The sequence below is a fragment of the Kurthia sibirica genome (genome assembly GCF_003143975.1).
GTDB lineage: Bacteria > Bacillota > Bacilli > Bacillales_A > Planococcaceae > Kurthia > Kurthia sibirica.
Window position 1 is genome coordinate 24203 of sequence record NZ_QFVR01000006.1, and the last position, 15489, is coordinate 39691.

The 15489-nt window shown below is 35.3% G+C and carries 12 protein-coding genes; 3 read left to right on the top strand and 9 right to left on the bottom strand.

Annotated features, from left to right (window positions below; all coding sequences use genetic code 11):
* Positions 1–11: 11 nt before the first annotated feature.
* From DEX24_RS17145 to brnQ, 6 genes are all read right to left on the bottom strand, one after another.
* Complete coding sequence (locus DEX24_RS17145) at positions 12–182, bottom strand: hypothetical protein (protein WP_170112869.1); 171 nt, start codon at positions 180–182, stop codon at positions 12–14.
* Between the two features lie 279 nt (positions 183–461).
* On the bottom strand, positions 462–1148 hold the full coding sequence (locus DEX24_RS06105; RefSeq protein WP_109305530.1) for a C40 family peptidase: 687 nt from the start codon (positions 1146–1148) through the stop codon (positions 462–464).
* A 328-nt stretch (positions 1149–1476) separates the two neighbouring features.
* Positions 1477–2784 carry a C40 family peptidase gene (locus DEX24_RS06110; protein WP_246131525.1) on the bottom strand — a complete coding sequence of 436 codons (1308 nt, stop codon included), beginning with the start codon at positions 2782–2784 and terminating at the stop codon, positions 1477–1479.
* Positions 2785–3239: 455 nt separating this feature from the next.
* Complete coding sequence (locus DEX24_RS06115) at positions 3240–4934, bottom strand: methyl-accepting chemotaxis protein (RefSeq protein ID WP_170112870.1); 1695 nt, start codon at positions 4932–4934, stop codon at positions 3240–3242.
* 237 nt (positions 4935–5171) lie between these two features.
* Entirely contained in the window at positions 5172–6749 is a 1578-nt protein-coding gene (locus DEX24_RS06120) for an FMN-binding glutamate synthase family protein (protein ID WP_109305533.1), read from the bottom strand.
* A 219-nt stretch (positions 6750–6968) separates the two neighbouring features.
* Positions 6969–8288, bottom strand: coding sequence for a branched-chain amino acid transport system II carrier protein (gene brnQ / locus DEX24_RS06125; protein ID WP_109305534.1), 1320 nt, complete (start codon positions 8286–8288; stop codon positions 6969–6971).
* Positions 8289–8606: 318 nt separating this feature from the next.
* Here brnQ and DEX24_RS06130 point away from each other — a divergent pair, with 318 nt between their 5' ends.
* The gene (locus tag DEX24_RS06130; RefSeq protein ID WP_170112871.1) at positions 8607–10286 is read left to right on the top strand and encodes a methyl-accepting chemotaxis protein; all 1680 of its coding nucleotides are present in this window, start codon (positions 8607–8609) and stop codon (positions 10284–10286) included.
* Between the two features lie 265 nt (positions 10287–10551).
* Complete coding sequence (locus tag DEX24_RS06135) at positions 10552–11589, top strand: glycosyltransferase family 4 protein (protein ID WP_109305536.1); 1038 nt, start codon at positions 10552–10554, stop codon at positions 11587–11589.
* 382 nt (positions 11590–11971) lie between these two features.
* Here the strand turns inward: DEX24_RS06135 and DEX24_RS17150 are convergent, their stop codons facing one another.
* From DEX24_RS17150 to DEX24_RS06145, 3 genes are all read right to left on the bottom strand, one after another.
* Positions 11972–12130: a hypothetical protein gene (locus tag DEX24_RS17150; RefSeq protein WP_170112872.1), complete on the bottom strand. Its 159-nt coding sequence runs from the start codon at positions 12128–12130 to the stop codon at positions 11972–11974.
* Between the two features lie 167 nt (positions 12131–12297).
* Entirely contained in the window at positions 12298–13350 is a 1053-nt protein-coding gene (locus DEX24_RS06140) for an LCP family protein (protein ID WP_109305537.1), read from the bottom strand.
* A gap of 154 nt (positions 13351–13504) precedes the next feature.
* A complete protein-coding gene (locus DEX24_RS06145) occupies positions 13505–14140 on the bottom strand; it encodes a YigZ family protein (protein WP_109305538.1) in 636 nt (211 codons plus the stop codon).
* Positions 14141–14334: 194 nt separating this feature from the next.
* On the opposite strand from DEX24_RS06145, the gene DEX24_RS06150 reads away from it, so the two are divergent.
* Entirely contained in the window at positions 14335–15483 is a 1149-nt protein-coding gene (locus DEX24_RS06150; RefSeq protein WP_109305539.1) for a sensor histidine kinase, read from the top strand.
* The last annotated feature ends 6 nt before the right edge of the window (positions 15484–15489 follow it).

The window sequence follows — 15489 nt, forward strand, 5'->3', positions numbered from 1 at the left end:
TTAAAATAGAACTAAAAAATAGCAGCAAATCTATCTGCGTTCAACAAAGTGATTGACTGACAAGCTGGACAAATAGGTGAACGCTTCGGCATTTCTATAAAAGGAGCATACTTACCTTCAATTTCTTCCGTTTTGGTGACTAAAACATTTTTTAATCCTGGAATATTCATCATAGGCTTCATATAGTATAGCTCACCTTTCTACTCTTACTTATTATTCAGCATTTTAAGTAGAGAAGATTTGGTGAACCTGTGCTTTTTTCTGTCTATTTTTAGGTATGTTTATCATGATTAAAATAAATAGTGCGTTACTTGTCGGCGGAAAGCTCTCGCTATTTCTAATTGTCTAAAACATGAATTGTTTTAATACCCCAACATATATAATAGAACCGAAAAAAGAGACTTTGAGCGCTAAGCTCAAAGTCTCTAGTAAACGAAGTTAGAGGATATTTTATTTACTAATTAGAAACGACCATAACCTACTACTAGTGGTGACCAGTAACCAGCTAATGATTGATATTTAACCGAGTTACCAGCTGCATGTAATAGTTGACCGTTACCAGCATAAAGGGCTACGTGTGTAACACGTCCGCCACCAGCTGAGAAGAATACTAAATCGCCAGCTTGTAATTGGCTTCTAGAGATTTTTTTCGAAGCAGCATATTGAGCACCGCTTGTGCGTGGAATTGTTTTACCAGCTGCATTTTTGTAAACATAAGATGTGAATCCAGAACAATCAAAGCCGCGTGGTGTTGTGCCACCCCATACATAAGGTGTACCACGGAATTGAGCGCCATAAGAAATTAATCCTGAGTGGCTTGCTGAAGCTTTTTTAACTTTGTTGTTTGTAAGGTAGTTAGCGTTCATCCATCCTGTTTTACCAGAAACTGTACCTTTAACCCAAGTAGTGCCAGAAACTGTTTTTTTAGCAGTAGTTTTAACTTTAGCACCATTTTTAACAGTACCAACTAATTTTCCTTTTACAGAAGCAGAGCTACGTAAGTTTAAAGTTCCATCATATGATTTAACATATTTTGTAGCTGAGTAGTTTTGTTGAGTTGCTGCTGATGCATCAGTAGTTGATCCGAATGCTGCTGATAAAGCGATAGCCCCTGTAGCGATTGTTGAGATAATTAGTTTCTTTAACATGAATGAAATTCCTCCGTTAAGTTCGTTTTTTATATGTACTAGTCATTTAAGTTCAATTGTTATTTTTTCTCTATACCTACTGTATAAAAAATCAGCTGTTATATCAACTGTATTTCAATTACAGTTATATTACAGTTGCGTTACAGAAAATGAGCTAAAATACATAATAAGTTTGTAAATATAGGTTAATTAATAATAATTTATTGCAAATAGCAAAAAAAGTTAAGAAATATAACAATATATAGCTTTTTAGGGGATTACAGTCTGTAATAGTTACAAAAATGAACATAAAAAAAGAGCAGAATTCAGCTCTTTTTTATCAGTATTATTAATTTAAACGGCCATATCCTGCAAAATGACTGGCCCAGTAATTTTCACTTACAGATGAAATTTGTACACGGTCACCACCAGCGTGAATGAACATGCCATTCCCCATATAAATGCCTAAATGTGTAATACCAATTTTATACGTATTTTTGAAGAAGACAAGATCACCAACTTTGGGCGAAGAAATGGGTGTAGCTAATGAATAATAACCAACTGCATTTGTGCGGCTAATCGATTTTCCACTTTGATTAAAAATATAATAGATGAAACCAGAACAATCAAAGCCATTTGGATTAGTACCGCCCCAAGCATAAGGCACACCTAAGTACTTTTTAGCATTTGTGATTAGTGAAGAAGATGTTGATGGGTTACCAACTGGTGTTGTGGGTTTGTTGACAGTTGAATTACCATTACCTGTATTTGGTTTTGTAGTAGTAACAGAGCCAGATACTTTTAGTTTTTGTCCAACATAAATCATAGGGCCGGTTAATGAGTTTAACGACATTAATTTAGCTGTAGAGATATTATAGCGACTCGCAATAGCAGATAAGCTATCACCACTCTTCACAGTGTATTGTGATGTCGACGTAGTAGGCTTCGTTGGTTTGGTTATTGTAGGTTTAGTTGGCGTTGTTGGTTTCGTGACAGTTACTTTGCCAGTAAGTTTTAAGCTTTGTCCAACATAAATCACAGTTGATTTTAAATGATTAAGCTGCGTAATCGAAGCAACTGTTGTATTATAGCGATTTGCAATAGCAGATAAACTATCACCACTTTTAACGGTATAACTTGAAGTACCGGTTGTTGAAGTTGGTTTTTTTGTCGGTACTGGTTTTTTAGTTGGCGTTGTTGGTTTCACTGGATTTGAAGTTGTGGTAATTTTGCCAGTGATTTTAAGTTTTTGTCCAATATATATATGATCAGAAGAGAGCTTATTGAGTTTTTTTAATTGGTCTACTGACATACGATATTTTGTAGCAATCGCATATAGATAGTCACCACTTTTAACAGTATAACTTGAAGACGAACTCGAAGAAGTAGGCTTTTTCTGTGTAGTTGTTTGCTTAGACGAATTCGTTGAATTTGGTGAACCTGTAATTTTCAATACTTGATTGACGTAAATCATATCGGATGTGAGTTTATTGAGTTTTTTGAGTGCTGTTGTTGTCATGTTGTATTTACTAGCAATTAGAGAAAGACTATCGCCGCTTTTAACTTTATATGTTTTTGAACTGGCTTCTGCGTCATCATGCCCTGCAAGTAGTACTGCTGCTCCAAGTGCGGCAGCGGCGTATAATGATTTTTTCACAATGTTCACTCCTTCTTTAATACGAATACTATAGTCATTAGAAAACTTAGTTTATTGAATAATTACCTTTAATACAATGTCTCAAACAAATTCGGAAAATACTAGCAAAGGTAATCTTGCATAAATGGCTAATTATGGTTTCTAAGTTAGTTCTAAATACTTAATGTTAATTGTAGTCTATCATAGTCAAATAGTCTTGAAAACAAAAATTTTCATTATGTGTATATAACTAAAAAACATTGCTTAAAAGAGAAATAACATTTTAATAAGGATATACTAAAGCTTTGCATAATTTATTAAATAAAAGATAAATTTAAAAGAAGATGAACTTTATACCTACTTTTGGTATTTATTAATAAAATGTACATATTTTAGAGGAAAATTACCTTTTTGATATTAAAACTAAAAAAACCAGATAAGTAGACCAATTACGTCTACTTATCTGGCGTCATTTATTAAAGTTTAAACGCAGATACATGATGGGATAGGCCATCAGCAAGCTGACTTAGTTCTTCAGAAGATGCACGCATTTCTTGAGTTGAGGCGTATTGTTCTTCTGTAAGTGCAGCAATTTGTTGTGTTTTAGAAGCTGTCTGACCAGATAAATCTTCTACACGTGTAAAGAATTGCGCGATTTCTCCAGTCACTTGATCAACTGTTTGGAGTAAATCAGTAATTTCAGTTGTCTTAGATTTCATATTAATAGTAGAATTAAAAATTTCTTCGAAGGATTCACCAGTTGTTTTAAAGAAACTGATTCCCTTTGTAACACTTATTTCGGTTTCACTCATTTCTTGCATGGTTGAAGTCATATCTTCATGAATTGTCGAAATGGTCAAGCGTATTTCTTGCGCAGATGCATTCGATTGTTCAGCTAATTTACGTACTTCATCGGCTACGACTGCAAAGCCTTTACCATGTTCACCAGCACGAGCGGCCTCTATAGCAGCATTTAAAGCAAGTAAATTTGTTTGGTCAGCAATGTTTGTAATGGCACTAACCATCGAGTCAATGGCGGTAGTACGTGATTCGAGTTGCCCCAAAGCTTGGCGTGTACTTTCGACCGATTTTCTAATCGCATATACTTGTTCAACAGCTTGTTTTAAGCTCAATCCACCATCCGTTGTAACATTCTTTGAGTCTGTTGCTAAAGAGGAAGCATAGTTTGCTGTTGTCGTAACTAATTGGATTTGCTCAGCAATATATTGAATACTCCGTGTACTCTGGGAAATATATTCACTTTGCTGGACCATATCTGTCGAAAGTTGGTCAGTAGCAATAGTGATTTGTTGGTTGGCATCATTTGATACTTCTGTGCTAGCAAGTAATTCTTCTGCTGAGGCAGCTAAGTTAGAGCTCGTATCTGTAACCGTTAAAAGCGTCGCATGTAATTGTTCATGCATATCAGCAAAGGTATTCGTTAAAATTGAAAATTCATCCTGCGATTTCTTTCGCTGTGGTTTATGTTGTAGATTCCCTTTAGCGAATTCTTTAGTCAATTGAATCAATTTATGTACCGGTTTTACTTTACGTGATAGGAAAGCTAATGTTGATAGTGACGCGATAAATAATAGGGCATTACAAGAAGCGATTAAAATGAAATATAAATTCACTTTTTTATTCGATTTCTCCATTTCAGCAAGCGTCCATTTGTTTAGTGAAGCGATGAATGTATTAATGGAATTTGTCACATTATCACGTGCAATCACATATTGCTCGTCAGATAATTGTTTTTGTATTTCTTTATTTGAATTGTCTTTTTGAATTGTATCGAGCACTGTTTTTTCGATAGTATTTAAAAAGGCAGATTGAGATTCAATCATCTCTGATTGTGCAATAATACGATCTGGTACATGGGCTTTTTTTAAATCAGTTTGTAATTTTTTAAAATCAGGTGTATTTTTTACCGCTTCATTATACTGATCTAAAAAACGTACAGAATGATTATCGATATAGATACGTGCTTTAGCAGACTTTGTTTCCGATGTTGTTTGAATAGCTAAGCCTACTTCTGAGAATGTATCTTTGTTTTGAGCAAAATCATGTTGTTGAGAAATACTATCTTTAAGCATAAATAAAATAACAATATTTAAAATAACAATTAATGAAACATATAAACTAGCGATTCTAATAATTTTTTTAAAACTCATATAGAAACTCTCCTTTGTACTTCTAAAGTTGTTTATAATGGATAATAATACCATCTTATTGTGATGAAAGACTCTAAGAGGAAATACAATTATCCATCATATGGCTTAATTTAGCAATAGATTTTAGGGTATTCATCTTGAATATAGTAATAAAATTAAAAAATCTTTCTATAATATAGAAGAAACTAAAAAAACGCACTGCGCAGAAAGTTCTGGCAGTGCGTTTTGGGTATAAATTTAGCGTTTTTCGGCTAGTTCATCTAATGTATAGACACGACCGATCTCATCTTTATAAATAATATGTTCTTTAGAAATTTTCGTAGGAGAATCAACACCAGCAGCAGCAGCTACACGGAAAAGTCCTTCACGAAGATTTAAAATATAATTGGATACACGGAATTTTTTCTCATCGACGATTAAACCATTTTGTAGTTTAGGGTCTGTCGTTGCAACACCAGCAGGACACTCATTTGTATGACATTTTTGAGCCATAATACAACCTACAGACATCATGAAGCCACGAGCGATATAGATCAAGTCAGCACCCAAACCTAAAATAACGGCTGCTTTATCCGCAGAAATAATCTTCCCAGCAGCGATGATTTTTACGCGATGACGCACGCCATAGCGTACCAGTGCATCTTGTAGCAATGTAAGACCTGTATGAAGTGGAAGGCCAACACTATCTGCAAGTTCTTGGAATGTAGCACCAGTACCACCTTCAGCGCCATCAATTGAGATGAAGTCTGGTCCTTTATTAGAAGAAGCCATATATGCTGCAAGATCATCGGCATCTTGTTTGCTACCGACTACAATTTTAATACCAACTGGTAAACCACCAGCTTCGCGTATTTGTTCAATAAAATCAAATAAAGTTTCAAAACTATTGAATTGACGGAAACGGTTAGGAGAGTTGATTGTTTTACCAACTTCAACCCCACGAATTTCAGCAATTTCAGGTGTTACTTTTTCACCTTCAACATGTCCACCACGCGTTTTAGCCCCTTGAGCCAATTTCAGTTCAAATGCTTTGACTTGTGGAATAGCTGCTTTTTCTTTTAATTTTTCAAAACTAAACTCTCCATCGATGGTACGGTAACCAAAAAGACCTGAGCCAATTTGTGCAATTAAATCTGCACCGCCGTTTAGGTGATGGGGCGATACGCCACCTTCACCTGTATTCATCCAAGAACCAGGTACTTGACCAATACCAGCAGATAAAGCGCTGATGGCATTTTTACCTAACGCACCATAACTCATCGCTGATTGACCAAACATGCCTTTCACATGGAAGGGTTCTCGACAATTTGGTCCAAGAATTACGGCATTATCATCTGTAAGCAACCACGGTTTTGCATCAACTTGTACCGTATGTTCCTTACGAGAAAATAATTCATCTGAATCAATAACATATTTTTGAGTAGCGACAAGATGATCTTGGTCTACTGTTAGTTCTTCAACTTGTTTTGTGAAAACGGCATTGCGAATATAATAACCGGCTTCTTCAAAGTTTCGTTTTGACCCGAAACCAATGACACTACCCAAATATTTACCGGGTAATACTACATGTAAAAATTCTTCACGAGAGAATGGGCGACCTTTATTATCATCGTCAAATAAATATTGGCGAAGCTCAGGTCCGATTTTCTCTGTTAAATAGCGCATACGTCCGAGTACCGGAAAGTTGCGAAGTATTGAGTGTTGTTTTTGTTTGCGGTCTAATAAATAGAAAACGATTACAAAAACAAGCGGAATAATAATAATTAAAGCAATAATCGTTACTAGAATTGCAGATAGTAAATCATGCCAATCCATGGGGTTACACGTCCTTTTCTGTATATGTCTAAATTGTGAATACATATCAATATAGCATTAAATATATCACGTTTTGAGATAGATACAAGTGTTTTTTTAAAAGAATTTTATATACAGAATATTCCGCTATGAAATGATACTCAAACCTACTAATTTTTACTATAAAACAGCAGTAAAAAAAGACAGTGCCAATGCAACTGTCTTTTTTTCTTATGATTATTAATTTTTTCGGGATAATGAGATTACGTAACCGATGAGTGCACCAATGATTGCTGGGATGAGCCAACCTAAGCTTAAACTGCTCAATGGAATCGCATTCAAGAATTTTTCATAGGCACTAAATTTAACACCCATCTCTTTTAAACCATCATAAATACTGACAAAAGCTGTGAAGATTAAGGCAACGACATACACCGCTCTAGCATCCTTAAATAGACGTGAACACAATACTAGAATCATAAGTACAATGGCCAATGGATAAATAGCGTATAAGACAGGTAATGAAATTTTGATTAATGATTTTAAGCCGAAATTTGAAATGACCGTCGTAAATAGAGCGAAAATAAACACCCATTTATTATAAGAGATTTTTGGAAATAGTTTATAGAAAAACTCGGATGACGCAGTCATTAAGCCGATAGAAGTTGTTAAACAGGCTAGTATAATAACAGCCGTCAACAGAATATTGCCGAACTGACCATATAACACATTTGCCGATTTTGTAATAACCTCTGATCCGTCACCTATAAAGCCAATTGTTTGGACAGAAGATGAACCAATATAACCAAGAGAAATATAAACCAGTGCAAGACCTGCTGCTGCAACAAATGCTGCAAATATTGTCGTTTTTACAATGGTCGGATGATGCGTAATATTTTTCCCTTTCAGTGCTTGAACGATGACAATCCCAAAAATAAGTGCCGCCAAAAAGTCCATTGTTAAGTAACCTTGTTTAAAACCTTCACCAAATGGATTAGCAATGTAATTGCCCACTGCCTCACCTGGACCAGCCATTGGTGTAACAATCGCTTTAATTGCTAAAGCAGAGATTACAATGAGTAATGCAGGTGTTAATATTTTGCCGACTGTATCAATTAATTTTGTAGGCTTCAAGGCAAAAAAGCTTGTGATTAGGAAGAAAAAAACCGTAAAAATAATGAGTGGCCAATGAGAATTTGCAACTGCTTCAGATAAATACGGTTTAATGCCTAATTCATATGAAACCGTACCTGTACGAGGCATTGCAAAAAATGGTCCAATTGCTAAAAAGACGATTGAGGTAAAGATTATACCGAACATGGGGCTCACGCGACCCGCCATATCCTGCAATTCACCGCCAGATTTTGCTACAGTAATAACGCCAAGCAACGGTAGACCTACGCCTGTTATTAAGAAGGCAATTATAGCGATGACGAATTCATTCCCTGATTTTTGCCCCAGTTCGGGAGGGAAGATAATATTGCCTGCACCTAGGAACAGCGCAAATAACATAAAACCTACGGATACTTTTCCCCAAAGTGATAAAGATTGATTTTTCATAGTAAGAACTCCTTCATGTAAGTGTGATTAGTATTTATCATTATATAAAATAATATCTAACTATTTGTTTTTATCTGAAAATTCAAATTAAATAAGAAAAACTAACCTCCAAATAGTAACACGAATAAGACTTAAAAGGAATGAACAATTTTGATAATATCCATAAAATGAACATTTATGACTGTATATACTAGTTGAAATAGAAAATTAATGAATTTAAATAATAATATGTAGTGTAAGTAAAGACTTTGTAAACGTCTTGTAATGCATAACATAATCTAAAATACCTATGTTACATTGTCTATGGAGGTGTATCATTTGAAGAAATTATGGTTATCATTATCTTTAAATAGAAAATATATGATGGCAACAGCGGTAACAATTGTATTGTTTGCTGTGATGACAACATGGCTTGTTGCCCAATTAATTGCCAATAAAAAATGGTCTACAGAACTCAATCGTATTTCAAACGAAGTGAGTCAACTAGAAGAACTTTCACAAAATTTTTCTACGCTTTATATTGCCATTAACCATTATACTGGCGATCCACTGCCAAAATTCAATGAAGATGTGCAAACTGCCAATACGAGCATAAAGGAGAGTCTACAAACGATTACTTTTTTAGAGATAGCACCTATTCAAGAAATAGCTGATAAGATTAACCATACATATAGCAATTACCTACAAGTTTCCGTAAAAAAGAAAGATAATATTGCAAAACGCCGACAATTAAATAGTATTTATCAAAATTATAGTGATGCAGATTTACTCATTTCTAAAAATATTGATGAACAATCAAAAAAGCGTACACATATCACGGCTCAAATGACTACATCACAAAGACAATCCATGATCATTTTAATTTCTGCCTTTCTACTAGCTTTAATAATTTCATGTCTTTTACTATATCTAACAAATCGTCAAGCAGGTAAGCAATTAAAAAAATTAGCACTAAAAGCACGTCAAATTGCGCAGGGGAATCTGCTTGTTTCAGCTCTTGAAATAGAAACGAAGGATGAAATTGGAGATGTTACCATTGCGATGAATGACATGAAGGAACAGCTTCATTCAACGATTCTTATGATTCAAAAAGGGGCACAGGAAATCACGAATTTCACGACATCCTTACGTTCGACAGCTAGTCATGCATATGATGGTGCCGTGCAAATGGAAGATGAATTACATGAAGTATTAGCCAACGCCCAACAGCAAACAGCAACTTCAGATGCCATCGTTCATTTTGTCCTCAATTTTTCGAAGAGTCTCAGCAAGATGATTGAGGCGATTGAACAATTGTCGACAAACACAGAACTAACAGCCAAGCAGGCTCTATTGAATAATCAGTCCATGACAAAATCGCTCCATTCAATGCTTCAACTTCAACAATTGATTAATGGAGCAGATACTGAAAGAAGCCTGTTACATGAACGTATGACAGATATTTTACGTGTATCAACTAGTGTGAAAGCTATTTCGAGACAGACCCATTTGTTGGCCCTAAATGCTGAAATCGAAGCCGCACATGCTGGAGAATCAGGTAAAAGTTTTGCTGTCGTCGCTATGGAAGTGCGCAGTCTAGCTGAACAAGTCAATCAAGCTGCGCAACATATACAAAATGTTTCAACAGAAATTCATCTACAAGGGGATCGCATGGCCATGTCTTTTTCTAAAAGTTTGCATTGCGCAGATGAGACGATGGCAGCCGTTACGTCTACCTCTACTAGCATGCAGCAGATTACGATGGAACTGGATAAGTCGCAGCAACAATTTGAAGACATGGCAGAAAAGATTCTTATAATAGAAGAAGACAAGGAAAAAACATTAGTATTAATCGAAGAACTCGGTAATTTCATTCACAAAAATACAGAAAAAATAGAAGCGACTTCACAACATGTACAGCAAAATAAGGCCTATAGTTTAATTGTAAAAGATGCGGTACAGGATGTATATCTAGAAATTGAAACGATGACAAAATCTACAAAACGTTTCAATGTTTAAAAGTAACAATTAAAAGGTACTAAAAGATAGAGTAGACAGCCGTGGCATAGTTACGCTGTCTTCTTTTTTTATAGTAATATAATAAAAAGAGCAACCTCTTGCAGTGATTGACGTCTTAGCTTATAGCTAGAACAATGAAGATTTCATGAGAACTATTCAATTTTTGTTAATACATGATATAATACAGTGAATTTGAATATAAATATAAACTTCTTCTGACTAATTATTTTAGTCAATTAATGTAGATAGTATAAGGAGGAAAGGTATGCACTACCTCGCGTTAGTTGTCGCATTCATTGCCTCAATTTTGCTTACTCCAGTTGTTAAAAAACTTGCGTATCGCGTAGGTGCCGTCGATCGTCCTAACTATCGAAAGGTGCACGCACACATTATGCCGCGCCTTGGTGGGCTCGCGATATTCCTTGCATTTTTAATTGGAGTTCTCGTATATAGACCTGAAAATCCCGCAATTATTCCAATCATCATCGCTAGTTTTGTCATTATTATAATCGGTGTATTAGATGATATGCTTGAAATTTCAGCAAAAGCAAAATTTCTAGGTCAAACAGTAGCAGCTGCAATCGTCATCTTTTTCGGAGATATTCAAATTGCGTCGATTAATATTCCATTCGGTGGTGTGTTAGATTTTGGATACTTAAGTATTCCCTTAACACTCATTTGGATTGTTGGTATTACGAACGCCATTAATTTAATTGATGGATTAGACGGTTTAGCAGCTGGCGTATCGAGCATTGCGCTCTTAACACTAGCGGCAATGGCATTTATTATGAATGATAGTTTTGTTCTTGTAATGGCCCTTATGTTAGTCGTTAGCACAGTTGGTTTCCTATTTTACAATTTTCATCCAGCAAAAATATTTATGGGAGATACAGGTGCCTTATTCCTCGGCTTTATCATCTCGGTCCTAGCATTAATGGGTTTTAAAAATGTTACATTTGTATCGTTAGTCATCCCTATTATTATGCTGGGCGTTCCTATTTCAGATACATTTTTTGCAATTGTCAGACGCTTGTTAAACAAACAACCGCCTTTCCAACCGGATAAATCTCATTTACATCATAGACTGATTAGTATTGGATTCACCCATCGCCAAACGGTGTTAATTATTTATGGCATCGCCTCTATGTTTGGCCTTGCAGCGATTATATTTTCAATGGCAAAAGTATGGGGTGCTATTTTACTCGTTATTATTTTACTATTAACAATTGAATTATTCGTAGAAGTGATTGGCTTAGCAGGCTCGAAATATCGCCCGCTGCTGAATCTCGTTAAAAAAAAATGAAAAATAACGACAAAGACAACTAAATAACCAAAAAGAGAGCTGCAGATTACATGCAGCTCTCTTTTTATATTCCAATAATCTCATGAAACCAAAACTAGTAAAACGGGTCAAGCGGTAAGTAACACGGGTCAAGCGGTAAGTAAAACGGGTCAAGCGGTAAGTAAAACGGGTCAAGCGGTAAGTAAATCGAGTCAACCGGTAAGTAAAATGGATTAAGCGGTAAGTAAATCGAGTCAACCGGTAAGTAAAACGGGTCAAGCGGTAAGTAAATCGCGCTAACCGGTAAGTAACACCTGTTTACGGTAAAATTTTAACTTTAAAATTATAGTTATCCCACCGCCCGCGATAATAAATCACATGATTTCGAAATATTAAGCCGCGATCAAGAGAGTAATCGAGGTAATTGGCTAACCGGTAAGTAAAATGGGTCAACCGGTAAGTAAATCGAGTCAACCGGTAAGTAAAATGGGTCAAGCGGTAAGTAAATCGAGTCAAGCGGTAAGTAACACCTGTTTACGGTAAAATTTAACTTTAAAATCATAGTTACATCATCGCCCGCGACAATAAATCACATGATTTCGAAGGATTACGCCGCGATTAAAGGAGTAATCGAGGCTAGTTGGGACAAGTGGCATATTTTTCAAAAGCGCCAAAAAAGGCTCTCTATTATAACTAATAGAGAGCCTTTTTTAATATGTCTAGAAAGTGTTATTGTTGATCTGTTGTTGTATCAGTAGCTGCGTTTGGGTTTTCAGGGTCTGCTGGTGTTAAATCGGATGTTTGTGGAAGCTCCAATTGTTTTTGTAGTGTTTGACTAGTTGATAATAAGCTCTCATCATTTATTTTGAAATAATAAACGCCAGTAGACATATCATCGGAACCTTCTAATTTTAATGATTCCATTGATGGCATACCATCTTGTAAGTAGGAGAAGAAGGATTTCATTTGTTTAAAGGTCATATTTGTCGTCATATTATCACCGATTGCTGTTAAGAGTGAATCGTATTTTGTAAATGAAGAAACTGAAGTTGCTTTTGCTGCAATTGCTTTTAAAATCATTTGCTGGCGTTCGCCACGTTTGAAATCATTATCTTGGTGACGCGTACGCGCTAATGCCAACGCTTCTCGACCGTTTACGACTTGTACGCCTTTTTTCAAGTTGACGGTACGTTTGTCATTTTCATCCAGTTCGTGTAAATCATAAGGTACATCTACTTCAATGCCATCCAATGCATCAACGATTTCAATGAATGAATCAAAATTTAGTTCGAAATAATAGTCGACAGGCACATCGAGCATTTTTTCAACTGTTTCAATTGTTGATTGAACACCAGTTGGTGCAGTGTGTGCATGTGTAATTTTATCGTCATAACCAAATGCCGGAATAGTTACATAAGAATCACGAGGAATACTTAATAATTTGACAGAATGATCTTTATTATTGAGGGTGGCCAACATCAGTGAATCAGAACGGGAATTATTTTCTCCTTGACCGCGCTTCTCACTATCATCTACACCAACGAATAAAATAGAAACATTATCTTTAAACGGTGTTACCTGTTCTTCACGTAAATCAGACTTAACTCGACCGCTATCATCGTATGCTTTATCGGCTGCACTTTTTCCAACAAAATATAAGTAAACGAGATATGAGCCTATAGCAAGTAATATAATTAGTAAAAATGTGAGGATTATTTTCCAAACTTTACCCGACTTTTTTTTGACAGGCTTTCGGACAGATGTACTTTTATTGTCTGACATAACTGTTCTCCTTTAGGTTCTATCTATAATTTGCTTTATTGTATATATAATTGACGCTTGGTATAAAAATTAAGTTTCACCAAAGATAAAAAATTATCATGGCAACGTTCTATATTATACTATGCTATAAAAAATGAGTACAATTAAAAACATATTACAATTGTTCAAAGTCGATGAAGTGTTTTTTTTCAGTAGTTAATTTGACTTGCCCGATCGTGACATTTGTCACCCATTCAGTAAAGAAATCAATAGCCGTTTGATCAACATCTACAATAAATTCTACGTGATCTGTATAATTTATATGATGTAGTATATAGGAAGAGTTGCGGATTTCATTTTCTAATTTACCCAGAAGCGTATAGTCTACGGAGACTTTTATACGCTCGTGTAATCTTCTTTCGACGACACCAGCTGCAGCAATTCCGAGTGTTGTCGCTTTACCGTATGCACGTACTAGACCGCCAGCTCCTAGTTTGATACCACCATAATAACGGGTAATTACTACTACTACATCTTGCAACCCTTGTTTTTTCAATACTTCTAATATGGGGACGCCAGCTGTGCCACTTGGTTCACCATCATCATTGGCCTTTTGTAGTTGATTGTGCTCTCCTATCAAATAGGCTGAGCAATTATGCGTTGCAGAAGCATGCTCTTTTTTGATTTTTTGGATAAAAACTAGTGCATCTTCCTCATTGGATGCTCGGGAACAATGGGCTATAAATTTTGATTTTGAAACAGTTAGTTCATTAGTCCCTTTTTGCTTAATTGTTATGTAATTTTCTCTCATTAAAAACCTCTCCTTAGTAAAAAAATAATATGTATAATTCATTTGTCACACCAATGATAAATATTTAATATATAGTTTTGGCATAAAAATGTTATAATTAAATAGACAGCGCGGCATTTTATAAATATAATTAACTAATTCATAGCTATGACGTAATGTTTTTTAATGTAGCATAAATTGTAAGGAGTATGTGTATGGCGAACGATAAATTCGATATAAAGTCACTTGATTTAGTGTTTAATCGAATGGTTAAAACGATTGATGAATCAAAGCATGATATTTTTACGATCAGTGAGCAAAGTCGTAGTTCCTTTGAAGAAATGAAACTTGAATTAGAGGATATTCGTCATAAAATAAAGAATATCATAGAAGAGAATGATTTATTAGAAGAAAGATCACAAAGTTCTCGACAATATTTGGCAGAGGTGTCACGAAACTTTAAAGTATATAGTGAAGAACAAGTGAAGAATGCCTATGAGCAAGCAAATAAAATTCAAATTCGACTTTCAGTAGTGCAAACAGAAGAAAAAACATTAAGAGAACGTCGAGATGATTTAGAACGCCGCATTCGTGCCTTATTGGATACTATTGAAAAAGCCGATCATCTTGTAAATCAAGTAAATGTTGTTCTAAACTATTTAACATATGATTTGAAGCATGTAGGACCTGCTTTAGAAAATGCCAAGTTAAAAGAAGATTTTACGATAAAAATTATTGAAGCTACTGAGGAAGAACGCAAACGTATTTCTCGAGAGATTCATGACGGCCCAGCGCAAATGCTTGCCAATGTTCTACTGCGAACAGATCTAATCAACCGAACATTTAAAGAACGTGGAGCAGAACAAGCACTTGAAGAGATATTATCTTTAAAAGGCATGGTTAGAGATGCATTACATGAAGTACGACGTATTATTTATGATTTACGCCCGATGGCACTTGACGATTTAGGAATAGTCCCTACACTTAGAAAGTACTTACATTCTGTTGAAGACTATAATCCTGAGACGGTTATTCATTTCAGTTCGATTGGTGAAGCCATACGAATTAAGACAAATTATGAAATAGCGATTTTCAGATTGATTCAAGAGTGTGTAAACAATGCAATTAAACACGGCAAAGCTACCGAGATTGTCGTTACCTTCATTTGGAAAAAAGACAATGTTGTGATTTCTGTTAAGGATAATGGCAGTGGATTTAATACCAAAGTAAGTAAAGAGGGTTCTTTTGGTTTGGTAGGTATGCGTGAAAGAGTAGAGTTATTGAGTGGACGAATGGAAATAAATTCAGGTGAACATAATGGAACTGCGGTATTAGTAACAATTCCCTTATTGCCTGGAAAATAAAAGTAG